Genomic DNA, 19,312 nt, shown 5'->3' with positions numbered 1-19,312 from the left:
TTATTATACGACTCTACCAATAGCAGCGTAACTCCTATTTATAAAAGAGAAGCTTATAACAAGCTTGAATGAATTAAAACTAATAATTTATTTTATCTTTGGAAAGGAAGATCTTAAGCTAAAGGTAACATTATAAATAAAATAGAACATAATTGAATTAACTCTTAAATCTTTGCTTTTACAATATGCTCCAAGATTATTATTAAATCAAAATCACAACTAAGTAACATATTCCCTGTTAATTTTTAACCTTAATTACTAACTGATATTACACAAGTTTATCTTTGAAGGCAGCCTGAGTAGCTTTGATGTAAAATTTAGCTTTCAGGGCGAAGTACTTTATTTTCTCAACCACCCTCGCCGCTCAAGGGTACTCCCTCAAGAGCAGCGGATAGTGGTGAAAGCCTCCCGCAAATTCTCACCCCCCAAAGGCTTTGCCGAGGCGAGCATATGGGGAGAGCTGCTCTACATCTTGGAGGCCACCGGTGACATAGCCTGGCAGCTGTATCAGGCAGAACAGAAGGAAATCATCGTGCTTCCTAACAGGGCAAAAAAATACCCAGAGCCTGGGTTGCAGTCCAAGAACGACTGGATAGGACGCCATGACCCTGAAGCGGAAAGGAACCTGAGGCCCTGGCAGCCTTTGAGCTGCCAACTCTACCTGCTGCGCAAACTCACCCGTGAGCATGAGCAGGTTCATCAAATGCGCACCGAGGGCAGTAACCATCTGCACGCCGCCACTCCATGCTGGCCAGCATGGAGTGGCTATAGAAAACCCTGAAGCTCTACCAGACACAGACGCAGGCCATTGAGGAGGAAATAAAGGCCACCGTCGAATCCGACCCTTTTCTTAAAGAGAAATATCTCCACCAAAAGGGTGGGGCCGCTGACGGCATCCCCCGTCATCGCCGAGACGAAGGGCTTTGCCCTCTTCACCAGCCAAAAGTAGCTCACCAGCTACGATGTGGTGGAGAATCAGTCGGGCAAGATGAACAGCAAGGCGAAAATCTCTAAGCATGGCAACAGCCACACCAGGAAGAAACTTTACATGCCGGCCTTGGCCTTGAAGGCGGTGAGCCTAAAGGTGCGGATCTGCCGGGCGCTTTACGAACGGCTGACGGGGAAGGGGAAAAAGAAGATGATAGTCTACATGGTCGTGCAGAAGAAGCTTCTGATCCTGATTTACACCCTGTGGAAGAAAGATGAGACATGGTCGTAGAGGAAAACACCAGCGGCAGGAAACAAAGGAAGAAATCCAAAGCCTGGAAGCCGGAACCTCTCTTTCAGGTGTCTGCGCAACAGACCGAAACAATGTAGCCCCGCCAAGTAGGGCTACACAAGATGAGCATCCAGCACCTGTCGGCTAGGAACTCTCTTTCAGGTGAGATAAAGATAAGAAAAAGTTAAGTCAAACCCTTGACTTTTAAGATAGTGCCTCCTTTTGCAGCCTTCTAATTTCTTTCTGCTCCTGTGAGAGTCCTTCAACGGATTTGACGGGTGCGGCCTCCCTTTGCCACCATTTGCTCGGCCTGCCGGGATCGGTGCCCAACTCATCTGCCACTTCTTCACCGATCCTCTCGGATAGCAGAGGTCAATGGCCATACGCTTGAAGGCGGCATCAAACACGCGTTTGCTTATAACAGTCAAATTTAATGATATACCTAAATCCGCCTATCAAAGTCCCTCCAGTCAAAGGTAATAACTCCATGTTAGCATTGATTAATCTTCTTAATCACCATGTTTCCTTGCCACTCTTCATTTTGGCGATAACCTCCGTCAGGTGGCCTCCTCCCTCTCCTGCCAGCTCAGCCGCTTCTTCCATGACTTTTATGGCCTCCTCCTTCTTTCCTGTCTTGTACAACAAATTCGCATAGGTGGACAAGAAAAGGGGGTTCTTCTTATTGTCCCCCACTAACGTACCTCTTGACCAGCCCAAAGCCTGTCTCAGGCTTTGCGGGTCCTCGCTAAAGAGGAAGACGTCGTTGGCGTAGCTGTTCAGCCGGGTTTTGTCTATTTTGCTTCTGTATGAAGAAACGCTGCTGACAAACGCCGGCCAGTCCTGCAGCCACTTGTAATACATGGGCTTTGAAGTCACCATTATTTCCTCTGCCAGATCCGGGAACTCCAGGTTCAGCCTCTTTTCTATTTCCTCCCAGTCCACGTCTTTGTTCACCTCGCCCGAATAGGAGACCATCCCGCCGCCATAGTCCTTCTTGACGCCGTTGATTTTCAGGTGCGGAAAAACCAGCTCGTCAAAGACAACCGTCCTGACTATTTCTCTGCTCGTCCCCTCCCCTAAAACCGAGTCGGCCCTGTCGGCGCGGTCTCTTAGAACCGCAAAGCCCGGGTCTGTCGTTCTGGCGGTTGCCGTGGAGATGAGCCTCAGGTTCTCCTCGGTCAGGAGATCCTGCTGGGTTGCCAGGTACTCGTTCGTGACGGCGGGAAGCGTTTCCCTGTCATTCATCAGCTGCGCTGACTTGATTAGCCCTAAGAGGAACGCCGGGTCTCTTTCCCCGGTCTGGAACTGCCGCTTCTGCCTGTGGTACCCGCCCAGGGCGGCTTCTGCCTTTGCTATGAACTCCTCCCCGGTGGGTGAGCCCCCGTTCAGCCTGTGGACAAGCTCTCCTTCTGGGTCAAAAAAGAGAAAGGTGGGGTAACTGCTGATGTTGTAGGCCTTGGCCAAGGCCCGAGCAGCCTCGTGCCACTTTCTCACTTCTTCCGTGTCCTTCTCGGTAGTGTCCGCCTGGACTTTGACACTTATGAAGTAAGCGTTGAAGAACTCGCCGACCTTCTGCCGGGGGAAGACATCCCTGTCCATCAGCTTGCAGGGACCGCACCAAGTGGTGAACACGTCCACGAAGATGTATTTATTTTCCTGCTTTGCCTTTTCCTGGACCTGCGCCCAGCTGAGCCCCTGCTCAAACTTAACTCCTGTGGCGTTCTGGGCCTCTGCAACTTCTATAACAAGGAATAGAATAACAAAAAGTTGTGTTCTCATGATGTGTTTGCAAAAAGTTAAAATATTTTTTTTCTCTGCCCAAATTATAAAAATAAATGTTGATACCATTGAATCTGTTTAGAGCGTGTTTAAATTTTAATTGCCTGATTTTCAATTTTATCTGTTCAATATAATTTGGCAGCTATGCCACAGCACCCAGCTTTCGGCGCTTCGGGGTGTTTTTTCATGGTCCTTATCGAGCCTTCTGAAGAAGTTGAACATGCCGAAAGCCCGCTCTGTCACCCATCGCCACTTGACGGGCACAAAGCCCGCTGTGCCCGGTGGTTTGGAGCTTATCTCCAGTTCCACTCCCAGCAGGTTTTCGCTCACCCACTCCATGAACACCTGCTCATAGGCCGCATCGGCCAGTATCTTCTCCATCCGGTGCAGGTACCCCCTGAGCGGGGCCACCACCCGCCCGGCCAGCGCCCCATCGGCCTTGTTGGCGCTGTGCACCACCACGCCCCACACCAGCCCCAGGGTGTCGGTGATCAGGTGCCGCTTTCTTCCATTGACCTTCTTGTTGCAGTCCACGCCCGTCTCCCCAGACACAAAAGGAGCCACTTTAACAGGCTGCGAGTCAATGCTCAGCAGACTCGGCGAGGCTTCTTTGCCCTGCCTGTTGCGCTCCCTGATGTTGAGCGTGAAGTTGAGCCTCTCCAGCGTGCCGTCCGCCTGCCACTTGTCGAAGTAGTAATACACCAGTTGCCACTTGGGGAAAAGCCCCTCAGGCAGGTTGCGCCACTGGCCGGCCACCCGGAGCATGTAAAAAATAGCGTCCACTATAACTCGCAGCGAGTGTTTGCGTTTTCTCTCTATAGGCAACGATTGCCAAACCACTTCCCATTGCGAGTCAGTAAGTCTCTTGTACTGAGATTCCATAAGCTTGATAGTTTGGTCACTTTTAACTTACGGACTGACTCGCTCTTTTTTTAATGCTGACTAAAATTTAAACATGCTCTTAGAGTTTACTAACTTCCAAAGAACTATGCAAGTAAGAATGTTTGCAAAGACGTTTTACACCTGAATCTAGTTCAACGGAAGTCCTGAGCGAAGATAGCATAAATCGTTGGATAGTTCCTCTCCTGAGTGTTGGTAGAAGAGGCTCTAAGCTACAGGTGGAACCTGCAGCGCTTGTGTCGGCCATTCTCTACAGGCTCAAGACGGGCCGCTAGTGGCGAGAGTGCCCACCAAGGAGTTCTGCGGGGGCAGGCCGATGAGCTGGCAAGGGATGTACCACCACTTCAAGAAGTGAACAGGGGATGGCAGCCTGAGAAAGGTACGGGTGAATTTATCGAAAGTAAACGCAGGCTGCTGGACCTCTCCTCAGTCCAGTTCGACGGGAGCCAGGCAGCGAAGAGGCTTCCGCCCCCTGCGCCAAGCATAAGGCGGCCAGAAGTATGACGAACCTTTTCTTTTGTGATGGACTACATCTCAGGTGCGCTTGGGGCGCACCTGAGATGTAGTGTAAATTTTCTTCATACGTTGGTGTTAAGATGGTGAAACGTTATTCACTGGAACAAAAGCAAAACAATACCGCACCCTATCAGGGTAATTTTAGGCTTAAGTATTGTTTTCAAGGTAGCGAACGCTCGTTGGCGGCTGATAAGGCGGCAATATGAATTTTAGCAGAAGAGCAGAAGCACTCCACACTGTCTAGAAGCACGTAATGGCACAACGGCATGCTTTTTTCTGTTTGGCCTGCTGTACCAACCATACGCCGCCCTACTGCCATTACTCACCAAATATGCAAAAGGTTTTCTGAATAAACAATACATAGCCATCTAATGAATGAGCCCTTACTTACCACTGTTTAAACATTATTCTGCTTTGCCTTTCATTCTGTAACTCATGCAGGCCCCGCTCCTCATAGGGAAAGATTTTCAGTAGAGCCCTACATAACGCTCCCACACCAGGCACGTAAAACTATATGCGTCTTATACACTAAAGAAAACCAACCATGGACGAGACAGAATACAGAACCCGGGGCAACTGGAACGAGTTGAAGGGAAAGTGAAGCAACAGTATGGTAACCTGACCGATGATGACATGACCTATGAAGAAGGTAAGCAAGACGAGTGGCTGGGCAGGCTACAGCAGAAAACCGGCAAAGCGAAAGGCGAAATGAAGAAATGGATAGACTCCTTATAAGCCATTAAACGCTACAAAATCCCCGCATCCGGCACTGCCCTCGATACGGGGATTTTTGTTGTTAGCGCACCTTTACCATCAGGCGGAGAAGCGCTTCTTAACTTCTAATACGTAAATTTTAAAGCTATTCAATTACGGCCACTATATACGCCTCCTCCTTCCTCAGAGGGATTGAAAAACATTTTTCTAAAACCGGAACGATTCATCTATATTATGGTGCTCCTGGAAAGTACGAACAGGTCCCTCAGATACACAAAAGGAATTGTCATTCTTGCGTTCTGTGTCATCCGGTCACGCCTCACATAACTGGGCGCAGATTCAGATGCGTATGGTGTCCTTATTGGCTACAGCATTGCTGCCACAGCCGATAACTTTACCGGGATACTGCTAATTTTTGGAAATCTTAAGCAAAGGAAGCAATAGGAAATAACTATGCAATTAGCCATCCTGCATCCTGCGCTTTTTCTATATTTTAATAAATATCCTCCTCTTATACATCCAGTACAGAATCAGCCATTCGAATAACAGCACCAGCCCGCCGGCAACCAGCGTGGCATAGGCCGGACCAAACACATTATCGAAGTTCTGGCCTAAATGTATGTAGAGCGAGTCCATGATGACCGTTTTGATGCCGCCGTCGGCGATGACATAGGCGGCGATGGAGTTGACACCGATCACCATCAGGAAGAAAGACCATTTCTTCTGGTGCGCCACGTCTATCACAGCATAAAAGAAAGCCAGGAACAGAAAACAGATGCCCCCGCTGAAGACAGTCCACGCCGGGGTCCAGATGCGCTTCACGACAGGGTTGATGCCGGTAACGTGCAGCAGCACGCCGAAGGCCATCAGGCTCATGCCGGTTATGACAAAAAACCTCAGCTTCTCCCTGTCTGTGCCAGCCGACTTCAGCCTGTTGCCCGCCAGCAGGCCCAGAATCATGGTGCCCAGCGTAGGGATAAAACTCAGCGTGGCATAGCCGCCGCCATTGTACAGAAAGGGGCTCTCCCGGGGGAAGAGGTTCAGGAACCAGCGGTCGAAAGCCCAGGCAAGGTTCGTGTTTTTGTTCCAGTGCGCCGCGAACCCGCTCAGGTTGTGCGCCCAGTCGGGGGTTACGCCCGAGGCCATATAGTCAAAGGCGGCGCCGGGCAAGGGGTACAGGGCAAAGGCCAGCCAATAGCCACCCAAAATGAGCAGGAGCGCCGCGAGTTGCACGCGCTGCGAGTAAAACCCTAAAATAAACAGAAAGGTATAGCCCAGGCCAATCTGGGTAAGGGTATCCTCAAACGTGAAATTGGTCTGCTCCGAATGCATCGAACGCAGGAAAATACCCAGGAAAATCAGGATCAGGGAGCGCTTGATGGCATGCCCCAACAAAGACTTGAAAATTGCCCCTTTCGCCAGGCGACTGGCCACGGAGTAGGGCAGCACCACCCCTACCAGAAACGTGAAGGACGGCTGAATCAGGTCGTGCAGGCTGAGCCACGTCCAAGGCACATGGCTTTGGTGAAACGCCAGGAACCGCCAGAACGAGCTTTCGGGCAGGGCTTCGGCCACGGCGGGGAGCGACAGCACCTCCGCCATCATCAGCAGCATGACGAAGCCCCGGTACACATCAATCGAGGCGACCCGCTGCACACGGGGGGCAGCCGGATTCACAATGGGGGCAGAGGCAACGGACTGTTCCGTTTCGGGGGTAGATACAGCTTGCATAAAGTCTATATTTTTCTGTGACCACTCATTCTCAGCAAAAGCTACTGCGCCAGGTTCCCGCGCGCCCTTCCTCCAGCCATATCTCCGTATGGCTCTGCCTGTCGATAACTGCCCACCGGACTGGATACAGCAGCCTTTATATATAGAAAAGCCTCCGTCCCTCCCGCCACGCTCGGTTGGCTATATATGGCTCAGCCCTACAGAGTTGTCTGCGGTATAGCGTGCCACAGCGTTTATGAAAAGGCCTGAACCAGCGGCATCAGGAGAACCACACTGAACCTCCTGCCATATTAGCAAATTTATATGGTACTCAAAACTTATAGGGCACAGTAAATCATGCTGCCGTCTGCCACAGATGCAGCGGGGCGGTTCCTGTATAGACCTGCTTCCTCTCTGGGTTTTTGCTCTGCGGCAGCGCCATCGGCGCTTGTCCGGGCAGAAAGCATCCCTTCCTCGGGCAATTATCTTCACCCGTATATGCCGAAAATTAGAAAGAAGCCATAGTTTTGTCTGATGGTGCCGGATTTCCGTATGACAAAAATATTTTGTAATATGAATATTAAAACCTTTTTTCACGCTAAAACCAACTGACTATGAAGAATTCCTTTTCGCTCCTGTTCCTCGCTGCTGCCTTGTACTCCTGCTCCGGAGACACAGAAAACAAGGAAACCCTGGAAACAGAAACTGCCGCCAACGAGGCACCCGCGGAGCCCACCCTCACCAAGGCCTGGGAGACCGACACGGTGATGACCACAGCCGAATCGACCCTCTACGATAAAGACGCCGATATCATCTATGTCAGCAACATCCAGGGCGACCACTCTACCAAAGACGGGGAAGGCTTTATCTCCACGCTGCGGCCCGACGGGACCGTTGCGCAGCTGAAGTGGGTAACGGGGCTGAACGCGCCGAAGGGCATGGCCCTGCTGGACGGCAAGCTTTACGTCACTGACATCGACGAGGTGGTGGAGATAAACGTGGCCGACAGCGCTATCGCAAACCGCTATCCGGTGCAGGGCGCCACCTTCCTGAACGATGCGGCAACAGACGGCGAGAAAATCTACGTGACCGACTCCTCGAAAGGAACCGTGCATGTGCTGGAGGACGGAAAGGTCATCACCGTAGCCGAAGGGCTGGAGGGCATCAACGGGCTATCCTTTAACGAGGCGGGTGAGCTGTTTGTGCTAGACGGAAAAGGACTGCGCAAGTACAACATGCAGGACAAGAGCATCGAACCCGTGAATGAAACAGTAACCGGGGGCGACGGCCTGGTCATCATCGACGACAGCACCTACCTCGCCAGCCGCTGGCAGGGGGAAATCTATTTGATCCGCAACGGCAAGGAGCACCTGCTGCTCGACACCAAGGGCGAAGAGTCCAACACCGCTGACATTGATTATATCGCGGATGAGCAACTGGTGCTGGTGCCAACCTTCCTCAAGAACAGGGTAGTAGCCTATAAGCTTGATTATTAGTAATGCCTGTGGGGCCAATATATAGCAGGCGATAAACTCTGCACCAGCTATATGTCCTGAGTTTCTCATAACCCAACTAAAGTAAACACTGGAGGCATATATAAACGGCAGCAACAAAGAGCTGCCGTTTATATATGCCTCCAGTGTTATACCCCTCACTTATGTATTAAAAATCAGCGTGAAGAGTACTGTCTGCCGCCTGGGCGTATAACCCTGATTCTTGCTGCACCGATTTAGCCTCCGCTCCCTGCACCACTAACAATTTTCCGTCGGCTTCCGGAGTTTTGGGAGCTTCAGGAGCAGGGCCGTTAACGCCCGGCTCCAGATATGGCTGCAGGATGGGGGCCATGCCGCGCAGCACCTGGATGGGAAGCGATGAGGTGAAGTGGAAAGCTGCCGCCTGTTTGCCGGGCACAAAGGCTGTCAGCGTGCCGAAATGGCTGTCGCCGAGGAAGAAGACAAAAGTGGCCGTGCGGTTGACGGCGCGGGAAGTCAGGCGGTGCCCCCCGGCGCTGACCGTCACCAGCCGGTTGTCGCCGGTGCCGGTTTTGCCACCTACGGCCAAAAGTTTCCCGTCAGCCCCGGTGAAACTCCCCTGCAGGCGGCGCGCGGTGCCCTTGTCCACCACCTCCGTCAGCGCCTCCCGCACGGCGGCGGCCACTTCCGGCGCCAGCACCTGCTCCGCTTCCACTGCCAATGGCCGGAGCACGGTTTCATAGGGGGTGCCGGCGGCAAAGTGCAGGTTGTCGATGCGGACAGACTTCTGGCGCACCCCATTGTTCAGGATGATGCCCATCAGTTCCGCGAGCGCCGCCGGGCGGTCGCCGGAAGAACCGATGGCGGTGGCGAGCGAAGGCACCAGGCTGCCGAAAGGATAGCCGAGTTTCTCCCAGCGCTCCTGCATATCCCGGAAGGCCTCCAGCTCCAACATCGTGCGGATGCGCGAGTCACGGGCATACTTGAAGCGCGTGCGAAACAGCCAGGTATATACCCCCTGCCGCTCTTCCTTGCTGGCCTCCACTACATCGGCCCAGCCTGCGCCGGGGTGCCGGCGCAGGTAACTCAGCAGCCACAGTTCCAGCGGGTGGACGCGGGCTATATAGCCCTGGTCCGGGAGGTTGTAGGCATCAGGGCCATACCGGTGGTACAGCTCCATGATGCGGGCATGGGTAAGCCTCTCGCCTGGCAAGCGGCTGTGCAGCAGCTTCTCGAAGCTGACGGAGTCTGTTTCCGGGTAGAGGTAACGGTGCGAGGCGGCCACCCGCACCGGGTTCTGGCGCAGCCCGCTGAGAAACAGGTCCAGGCGCTCTTCCGGGCTCTTGCCGTTGTACTTGCGCCAGAAGCGCAGCAGGTACATCCTCCCCTCGCGGTCAGCAAACCGCGTCAGGTACTCCCGGCGGCGTGGGTCGCGCACATCCTGCATCAGCTGCGCCGGGTTGTCCACCACCTGATACGTGCTGTAGCGCACCAGGTCGCGCATCAACCTTATAAAGGGCAGGTTGATGGATTTCAGCAAGGCCTCCCGCACAGTGGGGTTGCTGCCGTTGTCCTCGCTCCGGAAGTTGTGGAAAGTATGCTGGCCCCCGCCAGTAAAGAACACTTCATGGGGGCTGGCAGAATAACGCCGCGCGGTTGCCGCGCGCAGCATCGCGGGCAGGCTTTTGTCCTGCGCATGCAGCAGGTAGCCCAGCCCCCAGCGGGTCAGGTTGTCCTGCGGCTTTGCCAGCGCCTCGCGCAGGGCCTGCTGGGGTTGTGCGGCGTAGCGCTGGTGAACCTCGGCCACCACCTGCAGGTACGTGACAAACACACGCAGCTTGGCCGTGGAGCCCAGTTCCAGTTTGCTCCCTTCGTTTATATCGAATGGCTGATCCGTGTTGTCGGTCTGCACGCGCACCATGTTGCCCTGCGGCGTGCGCTCCAGCAAGGTAAAGCTGTAGCGCACCTGACGGGTCTCCGCGGGCGAAAGCAGGCGCTCCCCGAAGAGTCCGACGGAATCGGCGAAAGCGGGATCACTCAAATGGCTGAGGTAGGCGCTCACCTGCTCCTGCAAATCACGCTGCAGTGTGGTGGTGGCGGAGAGGTCCAGCCGGTCGAGGTCATATAGCGTGGTGCCCAGCAGTTCGGAAAGGTGGGTACGAACCATCAGGATGCCTTTGTCTGTCTCTTTCGGTGTTACGGGCGCATCTTCATTGAAATCCCGGAATGTCACCTCCCTGGCGAGCCCGGCGTCCCGCAGTTGCGGACTGATGTAGCCGTTGGCGGCCAGCAGGCGCAGGTAGCTCCCTGTGAGAGCGTTTAACTCCGCGCGGCCACCGTCACGCAGGTAATAGGAGGGCCGGCGCTGGGCAATCATCAGGGAGATGACCTGGCGCAGCGCCAGCCCCTGCGCCAGCAGCGTATCGCCCTTCGCCTCCGGGAGGCGAAGCAGCCGGTTCAACTCGTCGAAATCGGCGCCGAACCAAACCCGCACCCCGTCGCCCAGGCCGTGCACCTCCCCAAACCCCGGGGCCGCCGCCAGCGGGACCGAATTCACATAGGCAAGCACGATTTTCTGGCGGGCGGGCAGTGTTTCCGGCCCCGCCTGGTACGCCCGCACGCTGGCGGAAACCATCTGGCGCAGTTTCTCGCGGGGGTCGGTGGTGATGCCTGCCGGAGAGTGGCGGTACTTCTCCATCTGGGTGGCCAGGGTGCTGCCGCCTATGCTTTTGTAATCGAGCCCGACAGACCTGGCCGCCTCATATAAAATGGCTTTGGTAAAGCGCCCCCAGTCAACAGCCGGGTTCATATATAGCCTGGCTGTGTCCAGCAGTTCCCTGTTTTCAATGAACAGCAGGGGTTGCACCACCAAGGAAGGCACCGCTTCGAAACTGTCATATATAAGCCTGGGGTAAAGCGACTGGTACACAGACTCGCCCCGGCTGTCAATAATGTTTAGGCCTGTCTGTGTTTTCTCCTGATAAGGTGCAAAATAGCCGCGGGAGGTATACTCCAGCAGGGAGGGAGAGAAACATGACTGGAAGGCCACCTCCATACCATGCTGTCGTCCACGGTTCAGCAGGTTTGGCAATTGAGCATACCCAAGGCGCTTGTCAAAGGGGCCGTTCCCAGGATACACGACCGAGTCGCTGAGGCCAGGCTGCAGATCATATGCCAGGGAGGCTGCGTAGCGTGAGATCTCCCGCGCCTGGAGCCTGGAGGTACGGGCTTCGTACATCAAAAAAGCAAGGGCAGCGCCAACAAACAAAAGCAGCATCCCCAGCAATATCCATAGCAGCATGGATCCTCGCTTCCTCTCTTTCCTGTCCCGGTGGGTGGGAACATAGTTGTTGATAACCATAATGGGACTATTTTAGGGCAATCGACAGAAGGGCTTCTTAAAGATTACTACGTTTTTCAGGGTCTAATGGTGAATTGTGCAGGCAGAATTTTGTGGTTGAAGCGCAATGCTGTAGGAAGTATATGCTAAGGGTACAAGGCAATGGCTGTTAAAAGCTGGCGGAGAGCAGCAGTACGGCTGTTTTCCAATGGAATAGGATTTCCTTTGCGGGTGATGAACAGTAAAATTGTCATATGTGGAATTAAAATATATCAACTGGTAACACTGGTTACTACATCCCCAGATACTAGCTATGTGCTTATGCATCGTTATGAACAGATGTAGCTTTGCGGTTCAGTATATTTTATGATTATTCTTTGTGAGAAGCATGGCCCCGGCGGTTTCTCCCCTAATGGCTATCCTGTGTTATTTCACAGCTTTATTTGCCGAAAGTAGATTTACCATAAATTCTTGTCCATGCCCATCGTCAGCATCAAGGTAACAAGAAGAAAGATGTTCTATGGTGATAAACCTACTAAAAACTGAATTGCTTCATGCAGGGGAATAACGCCATTCCTTCTATTTCAAGAGCGGAGTGTTGTATATAAAACAGCCTTTTCTGAGGTACAGATTGTCTAAGCCAGCGAACAGCAGCAGGTGCGAAGGCAGAGGTTGTATCGCGTCAATCATATATTTTAGTTACAAATATGTACTAAACGCAACCCTTTCTTTATTTACGAAGTGGCAGCTGGGGCGCCCATGGAGTCAGCTGCCTTTCCCCCCTGATGGTAAGTGTGCAAATTGTATGCACATAAAAAAAGCACCTATAAGTTGAAACTTATAGGTGCTTGATAATGAAGTGATCCCGTTTGGATTCGAACCAAAGACCTACTGCTTAGAAGGCAGTTGCTCTATCCAGCTGAGCTACGAGACCATTGTCTATGCGGAAGCGACGGACTTCCCTTAAACAAAAAATTTCGGAATTGCTTCCGAAATTTTTTAGTCGGGGTGGCAGGATTCGAACCTACGACCTCCACATCCCAAATGTGGCGCGATACCGGGCTACGCTACACCCCGAACTGTTTTACCTTTAACCTGAACAGCCGTTTTGAGCAGCTGCTACAATTAATTGCGGTGCAAATATAAGTGAAGATTTGATAGTGCCAAACACTTTTTTCAAATTTTTAGTCCTTCACTTGCGGAGAAGGGGGGATTCGAACCCCCGGTACCCTTACGAGTACGGCAGTTTAGCAAACTGCTGGTTTCAGCCACTCACCCACCTCTCCGGGCTCATTCTGCTAATGAGATTGCAAACATACTACATTAGCATTAACCCTGCAATAGCGCCCCTCAAAATTTAGGCCCCGCCCCTGCAATTTATATAGCCTGCACAGGCTAACTGTTTGATTAGCTTCAGCTTGCCGGGCCCGCGTTTCCTTAAAATATTTCCGGTGCAGGCCCCTGCGTGGCAGGCATCATGCGGCGGTATGCCATATAGCCCCATGCACGGCAGAAACTGGCTTTCGTGCCCAGGCTGCCGGGATAATAAATGTGCCGGGTTTTCGTATATTTGTACGCGGCAACGCCTTTATTTATAAAGCGGCCCCTGCTTCCTTCGGTTTCCCATACACATGACTTGGTACCAGACCCTGACCCTGCTCGAGCTCCTGTTCGGCGGCCTGTTCTTCGGGCTGTACGTGGCCTACCTGCTCAGGGTGCGCCGGGTGGCGCTCTTCTTCGGGCAGCGGCCGCACATCGTCTGGTTCAAGTTCGTGCTGCGCCACCTCTACGTGCTGCTCATCCTCATTGCCATGTTGGGGCCCTCCTTCGGGGCGATGAAGAAGGAAATCAGGACCATCGGGAAAGACCTCTACATTGCCGTGGACCTGTCGCAGTCGATGAACGCCACAGACGTGCAGCCCTCGCGGCTGGAGAAGGCGAAGCGCGAGATCCAGCGCCTGATTGAACACTTCAACTCCGACCGGATAGGGCTGATGATCTTCTCGGACGAGGCCTTTATCCAGAGCCCCCTCACCTACGACCAGAACGCGCTGCAGCTCTATACCCATACCCTCAGCACCGGCCTGCTCCCCCACTCCGGCACCGACTACGGCCCCGTGCTGCAGCTCACGCTCGACAAGCTGCGGCAGAACGACGGGCCTGAAACCGCCGAGCAGAAGGCGCGGGTGCTCGTGCTGCTAAGCGACGGCGAAGATTTTGGGGATGACGTGGAGGCCCTGGCCGCGCAGTTGCGGGAGCAGAACATTCGGGTATATACGCTGGGCATCGGCACCGCCGAGGGCGGCCGCATACCCGTGGGCAAGGGCTACAAGCAGGACAGCGAGAACCGCACTGTCACCACGTACCTAAACCCCGAGCCCCTGCTGCAACTGGCCGAGCTGACGGGCGGGCAGTATTTTGAGGTAAGCGACCAGGTGAGTGAAGTGAGCAGGCTAATCAGCGCCATCAACAACATAGAGGGCGAGCTGCGGGAAAGCAAAACCATTGACGTGACGGCCAACAAATACATATACCCGCTGGCGCTGGCGCTGTTCCTGATTGTGCTGGATGTGCTCATAACCGTTAAGCTGATACGCATATGAAGCCCGTGTTCCTCCTTCTTTTCCTGGTGAGCATCTTCAACGGCGGCCTGAACGTGCTGTCGCGCATCAACGAATACGCTGACCGCGCCGCCGCCGCTTACCAGCAGGAAGACTATGCCGGGGCCATTGCCGCTTACAAATACCTGGTGTACGATCTGGAGGCACACGACGACCAGCTGCAATTGAACCTGGCACACGCCTACTACCGGGCAGGGCTTTGGTCGGAAGCACAGCAGGAGTACCGTCTGCTGGTTAGTCATCCGTACCCTCATCTGCGGTCGGTGGCGCACCTGCAACTGGGCAACATCGCCACCAAACAGAAAAAGTACCGGCAGGCGCTTGCGCTGTACAGGGCGGCCCTGGTGGCCCAGCCTGGGAGCGACGCTGCCCGCTACAATTACGAGCTGCTTAAAAAATACATAGACCTGCACCCGGAAACGCCCGAAGACAACCACGAGGCAAAGCAGGACAAGCAGGAAAACGCGCAGGAGCCAGACAGCCTCGCCTCGCCGCCACCGGCAACTGACGAACTGGAGCCGCAGCCGAAAAAGAAGCCGGACGCCGACGGAGACACAGAGGAAGAAACAGAGCAGCCTGCCCCGGACGCGGACGGGCAGCAGCAACAGAATGCCGGTGCTGAAGGGCGGGGCAAGGGCCTCAATAGCCTTGATGGCGCACTGGAGCGGGAGCAGCAAAGCGGCAGCGCTACAGGCGATACGGAGGGGCTGAACCCGGAGGGGCAGTCGGGCTCTGCGCTGCCACAGGGCGGCAGCGCAGAGGGCATATCAGACAGCGACGAGCGGGCCCAGATGCGGCGGGCGCGGTTGCAGCAGATGAACATGAGCCCCGAGAAGGCGCGCCTGCTGCTGGACGCCATGCGCAATGCCGAGTTGCAGTACATCCAGCAGCTTCCCAAGAAATCGACCAGAACCCCGGACCATTCGAAGCCCGACTGGTAAAGCTGGCTGTTACAGCCGTATGTCCGGCGTGTGCGCCACCTCCAGCACAAAGCCATTCGGGTCGCGGAAGTCGACGGTGAAGTAACTCGCATCGTACTGCGGCATGGGCTGCGGCCCCCGGATGATATTGCCGCCCGTGTTGGTGAGCCAGGCTCCTACAGCATCCACCACCTCGCGGCTGGTGGCATGGAAACATATATGGCGCACACCCAGGCTGTCGTGCAGCGGCACCGGCACCTCCTTGAAATAGATCTCATGCGCCCCGCAACTGTACGATGTGCGCGTGAGGGCATGCCACCCGATCAGGGGAAACAGTTGGCTGTAGAACCGGAGAGACTCCTCCAAATCCTTTACCCAAAACTCTATGTGGCTGATGCCCACGCCGTATTTGTAGCTCGTTGTCATATATACATCAGGCAAGCAAAACCCGAAACTATCAAAGCGCCCGCATATATGAAAGCACCGTGGGTACAGGAGTGGTTAAGCTCGAATGCGTATACTTGCCAAACCTATATATAAACCTGACATATGGACGCAACCGAACATTGCCGCCGGCTGGAGCGGCTCTACCACCAGGCCAACGTGCAGCAGCTTTTTGGAGGCAGCAGCATCAGCGTTTCTCATTCCAAAGCAGAAATCACCCTGCCGGTTGAACCCGCTTACTTTCATGGAGCGGACGCCGTGCATGGCGCCGTCTGCTTTAAGCTGCTGGACGATGCGGCTTACTTTGCGGTGGCGTCGGTGGTGCAGGATGTGTTTATCGTGACGTCATCTTTTCAGCTGAATCTGATCAGGCCGGTGAGCGGCGGCACCCTGAAAGCCGTGGGAACACTCCGCTCGCGGAGCAGGCAGTTGTTTGTGGCGGAGGCGACGCTTTACAACGAGAAGGGCAAAGAGGTCGCGTTCGGCACCGGGCAGTTCCTTAAAACGACTCAGCCTTTAGACAGCCTGGAAGGATATAACGCCCATATAAGCTGCAACTGAAGCGCCTATATATAGCTGTGCGCCGTTGGATAAGCATCGGTATATGTGCCGCTTCATTCCATTCTTCCTTTGCTCTTTCCTTGCTCTGGCCTTATTATCAATATCCTTCAGCCTATACAAGCAACGGTTTAAGCCGCCTAACGACCGTTTGGTTTTGCGCCCGAATCTTGGTACTTTCACAGAGAAAACCTATACAGGATTAATCGATGGAAACAAAGGAAGTTTATATCATCTCGGCTGTCCGGACACCGATTGGCAGTTTCGGGGGGGCGCTGGCCAGCCTTACGGCCACCCAGTTGGGGGCTGCCGCAATAAAGGGTGCTTTAAAGAAAGCCGGCATCGATGAAAGCCTGGTGCAGGAGGTGATCATGGGCAACGTGCTCTCCGCCAACCTGGGCCAGGCCCCCGCGCGCCAGGCGGCCATTTTTGCCGGCCTTGGCTATGAGGTGGAGTGTACTACCGTGAACAAGGTATGCGCCTCCGGCGCGAAGGCCATCATGTTTGCCTCGCAGGCCATTATGCTGGGCCACAAGGATGTGATAGTGGCGGGTGGCATGGAGAGCATGTCGAACGTGCCGTATTACCTGGAAAAGGCCCGCTTCGGGGCGAAGCTTGGCCACGGCGAAATGACGGACGGCTTGCTGAAGGACGGCCTGTGGGACGTGTACAACAACTTCCATATGGGCAATGCCGCCGAGAACACTGCCCGTGAACTGAAGATTACGCGCGAGATGCAGGACGAGTACGCCATCGGCTCTTACCGGAAAGTGGCCGAGGCAAACGAGGCTGGCCTGCTGAAAGACGAGATTGTGCCGGTGGAGGTTCCGCAGCGGGGCAAGGACCCGGTGGTGGTGTCGGAGGATGAGGAGTTCCGGAAGGTGAACTTTGAGAAGATACCCGGCCTGCGCCCGGTGTTCGACAAGGAAGGCACTGTGACCGCCGCCAACGCCTCCACGCTGAACGACGGGGCTGCGGCCGTGCTGCTGATGAGCAAAGAGAAAGCCGAGGAACTGGGCCTGAAGCCTATTGCCAAAATACTGGGCTTTGCGGATGCCGAGCAGGACCCGATATGGTTCACCACCACCCCATCGCTCGCCATCCCGAAGGCTCTTAAAAATGCGCATATCGATGCCTCGGAGGTAGATTACTACGAGATAAACGAAGCTTTTTCGGTGGTGTCTATCGCCAACAACCAGAAGTTGGGCCTGGAGGGCGGCAACGTGAACGTGTTCGGCGGCGCCGTGTCGCTGGGTCACCCGCTCGGGGCCTCCGGTGCGCGCATCCTCGTCACGCTCTGCAACGTGCTGGACAAGAAAGGCGGAAAAATCGGCGTGACCGGTATATGCAACGGCGGCGGCGGCGCCTCCTCCATCGTGATTGAGAAAATGTGATTTGCCACAATGGCATATATAGATTGGAGGCCTTACGTTCAGTGCGTAGGGCTTCTTCGTTTATATAGCAGGTTTATACAGAAGCTAAACATGGAGCGTATGTATCTCAGATTAGGAGACACGAGCTGCAAGTCCGCGCCGGCGAAAAAACAAAACGAGGCTGGCCCAGAAAGCGGGCACTGGTATTTTGATGCAATGCCGCTACATTTATATATAAACCCAGGGCCTATCCGCCTGATTGAATCCTTAGGGCCTGATTCTTGTTTCTGATAATCGATATAAAATATGGGGATGTAGTCCTCCCCTGCCGTAAATTACCCGCTACCGCACTTATATATGCTTAAATCGTTGCTGTTTCTCCCGATGCTGTGCCTGCTGCACACCCTTGCCTCGGCCCAGGCGAAAGTCACCACCTACCACGACGAGGCCCGGACGCAGGTGAAGGAAGTGTACTATATGACGCCCGACTCGGCCATCGTCGGCTATTATAACCGCTACTACCCTACCGGCGAGCGCGAAGCCCTGATGAAGTTTGTGGAGGGCAAGAAGGACAGCGTATATACCGAGTTTTACCCGGACGGCACCCCGAAACTGCAGCTGACATACGAGATGGATGTGAAGCAGGGCCCGTTTAAGGCGTACCAGCCGGACGGCAGCCTGCTGCAGGAGGGCTACTACGAGAATGACAAACAGAGCAAGCTATTCAAAACGTACTACCCTGATGGCACCGTCAGGACAGAGACGGCGTTTGTGAACGGCTCCCCGGAGGGTCTGGTGCGGGCCTACTACCCCGACGGAAAGCTGAAGTCGGAGATTACCTACAAAGACGGCAACCAGAACGGCCCCGCCAAGACCTACTATCCCAACGGCAACCCCGAAACGGACGCTACCTACCGGAACGGCATGCTTGAGGGCTCCCATAAAGCCTATTACGACAACGGGCAGCTGCAAACGGAGGTGGCGAATGTGGCCGGGGAAAAGAACGGCACGTTCCGGAGTTACTTCAAATCCGGGAAACTGAGCACGGAAGGCGGCTTTGTGGCAGGCAAAATGCACGGGCCCTCCAAATCCTATTACGAAAACGGCCAGCTACGCAGCAGCATCGTCTACAAAAACGGCGCTCCCAACGGCGCGGCGCAGTATTACTACGAAAACGGCACCCTGAAAGAAGAAGTGGTATCCAGCAACAACGGCGACGACAGCAAAACATCCCGCTACTACCCTTCCGGCAACCTGCAGGCCGAGGAGCAACTGAAGGACAAGCAGAAGCACGGCGACTGGAAGCAGTACTTTGATGCGCCGGGCAAAAAGGTCAAAGTGTCGGAAACCTACAAGGCCAACCTGCTCACGGGCGAAAGGCTGCTGTACCACGAAAACGGTCAGGTGAAGGAGAAGAAGGAGTATGAAAAGGGCAAGATTGTCGGGCTGAGTTACGAGTATTATCCGTCGGGAAAACTAAAGTCGGAGACCAACCACAAAGACGGCCTCCGCTTCGGGCCCTACAAGCAGTACTTTGAGAGCGGCAAGGTGGAAGCAACCGGCCAGTTCCGGAACAACAGGGAGACCGGCACCTGGAAATATTACGACGAAGCCGGCAAAGTGCTGAAGACCGTAGTGTACCGGAATGGAGAGGTGGTAGAAGAGAAATAAGCTTACGTCCTATATATAAACAGCATCACGTTTAGCTGCTGTTTTGATTTATATATCCGCTTGGGGTATCTTGAA

13 protein-coding genes, 3 tRNA genes and 1 pseudogene are annotated in these 19,312 nt (G+C 54.3%); 9 read left to right on the top strand and 8 right to left on the bottom strand.

Annotation, left to right across the window (positions count from 1 at the left end; all coding sequences use genetic code 11):
• Positions 1-394: 394 nt before the first annotated feature.
• Together GSQ62_RS18955 and GSQ62_RS18950 are read left to right on the top strand one after the other, a co-directional pair.
• Positions 395-781, top strand: coding sequence for an IS110 family transposase (locus GSQ62_RS18955; RefSeq protein ID WP_161890953.1), 387 nt, complete (start codon positions 395-397; stop codon positions 779-781).
• 183 nt (positions 782-964) lie between these two features.
• Entirely contained in the window at positions 965-1,219 is a 255-nt protein-coding gene (locus GSQ62_RS18950; protein ID WP_161890952.1) for a transposase, read from the top strand.
• Positions 1,220-1,732: 513 nt separating this feature from the next.
• Here GSQ62_RS18950 and GSQ62_RS18945 read toward each other — a convergent pair.
• Positions 1,733-2,998, bottom strand: a complete 1,266-nt coding sequence (locus tag GSQ62_RS18945; RefSeq protein ID WP_161890951.1) for a thioredoxin family protein — start codon at positions 2,996-2,998, stop codon at positions 1,733-1,735.
• A 117-nt stretch (positions 2,999-3,115) separates the two neighbouring features.
• Positions 3,116-3,880 (bottom strand): IS5 family transposase, encoded by a 765-nt coding sequence (locus GSQ62_RS18940; protein WP_161890950.1) that lies wholly within the window; start codon positions 3,878-3,880, stop codon positions 3,116-3,118.
• A 1,078-nt stretch (positions 3,881-4,958) separates the two neighbouring features.
• Here GSQ62_RS18940 and GSQ62_RS18935 point away from each other — a divergent pair.
• Positions 4,959-5,149, top strand: a pseudogene (locus GSQ62_RS18935) (CsbD family protein).
• Positions 5,150-5,614: 465 nt separating this feature from the next.
• Here GSQ62_RS18935 and GSQ62_RS18930 read toward each other — a convergent pair.
• Positions 5,615-6,859, bottom strand: a complete 1,245-nt coding sequence (locus tag GSQ62_RS18930; protein WP_317164383.1) for an acyltransferase family protein — start codon at positions 6,857-6,859, stop codon at positions 5,615-5,617.
• Positions 6,860-7,452: 593 nt separating this feature from the next.
• On the opposite strand from GSQ62_RS18930, the gene GSQ62_RS18925 reads away from it, so the two are divergent.
• On the top strand, positions 7,453-8,334 hold the full coding sequence (locus GSQ62_RS18925) for an SMP-30/gluconolactonase/LRE family protein (protein ID WP_202621803.1): 882 nt from the start codon (positions 7,453-7,455) through the stop codon (positions 8,332-8,334).
• Between the two features lie 166 nt (positions 8,335-8,500).
• On the opposite strand, the gene GSQ62_RS18920 is transcribed toward GSQ62_RS18925, so the two are convergent.
• The 4 genes from GSQ62_RS18920 to GSQ62_RS18905 all read right to left on the bottom strand — a co-directional run bounded on the left by GSQ62_RS18920 (position 8,501) and on the right by GSQ62_RS18905 (position 12,936).
• Positions 8,501-11,611 carry a transglycosylase domain-containing protein gene (locus GSQ62_RS18920; RefSeq protein WP_202621802.1) on the bottom strand — a complete coding sequence of 1,037 codons (3,111 nt, stop codon included), beginning with the start codon at positions 11,609-11,611 and terminating at the stop codon, positions 8,501-8,503.
• An 899-nt stretch (positions 11,612-12,510) separates the two neighbouring features.
• Positions 12,511-12,584 (bottom strand) — tRNA-Arg (locus GSQ62_RS18915).
• Positions 12,585-12,653: 69 nt separating this feature from the next.
• Positions 12,654-12,727, bottom strand: a tRNA-Pro gene (locus GSQ62_RS18910).
• Between the two features lie 122 nt (positions 12,728-12,849).
• Positions 12,850-12,936 (bottom strand) — tRNA-Ser (locus GSQ62_RS18905).
• Positions 12,937-13,281: 345 nt separating this feature from the next.
• On the opposite strand from GSQ62_RS18905, the gene GSQ62_RS18900 reads away from it, so the two are divergent.
• Entirely contained in the window at positions 13,282-14,253 is a 972-nt protein-coding gene (locus GSQ62_RS18900) for a VWA domain-containing protein (protein ID WP_161890948.1), read from the top strand.
• Positions 14,250-15,212, top strand: a complete 963-nt coding sequence (locus GSQ62_RS18895; RefSeq protein ID WP_161890947.1) for a tetratricopeptide repeat protein — start codon at positions 14,250-14,252, stop codon at positions 15,210-15,212. Before GSQ62_RS18900 ends, GSQ62_RS18895 begins: the two co-directional genes overlap by 4 nt.
• Positions 15,213-15,221: 9 nt before the next feature.
• Here the strand turns inward: GSQ62_RS18895 and GSQ62_RS18890 are convergent, their stop codons facing one another.
• Positions 15,222-15,617, bottom strand: a complete 396-nt coding sequence (locus tag GSQ62_RS18890; RefSeq protein ID WP_161890946.1) for a VOC family protein — start codon at positions 15,615-15,617, stop codon at positions 15,222-15,224.
• Positions 15,618-15,740: 123 nt separating this feature from the next.
• On the opposite strand from GSQ62_RS18890, the gene GSQ62_RS18885 reads away from it, so the two are divergent.
• The 3 genes from GSQ62_RS18885 (at position 15,741) to GSQ62_RS18875 (ending at position 19,237) form a co-directional block, all read left to right on the top strand.
• On the top strand, positions 15,741-16,196 hold the full coding sequence (locus GSQ62_RS18885) for a PaaI family thioesterase (protein ID WP_161890945.1): 456 nt from the start codon (positions 15,741-15,743) through the stop codon (positions 16,194-16,196).
• Positions 16,197-16,402: 206 nt separating this feature from the next.
• Positions 16,403-17,587: an acetyl-CoA C-acyltransferase gene (locus tag GSQ62_RS18880; RefSeq protein WP_161890944.1), complete on the top strand. Its 1,185-nt coding sequence runs from the start codon at positions 16,403-16,405 to the stop codon at positions 17,585-17,587.
• A 336-nt stretch (positions 17,588-17,923) separates the two neighbouring features.
• Positions 17,924-19,237 carry a toxin-antitoxin system YwqK family antitoxin gene (locus GSQ62_RS18875; protein ID WP_161890943.1) on the top strand — a complete coding sequence of 438 codons (1,314 nt, stop codon included), beginning with the start codon at positions 17,924-17,926 and terminating at the stop codon, positions 19,235-19,237.
• The last annotated feature ends 75 nt before the right edge of the window (positions 19,238-19,312 follow it).

Source organism: Pontibacter russatus (assembly GCF_009931655.1).
Lineage (GTDB): Bacteria > Bacteroidota > Bacteroidia > Cytophagales > Hymenobacteraceae > Pontibacter > Pontibacter russatus.
This window is presented reverse-complemented; position numbering and strand designations above follow the sequence as displayed.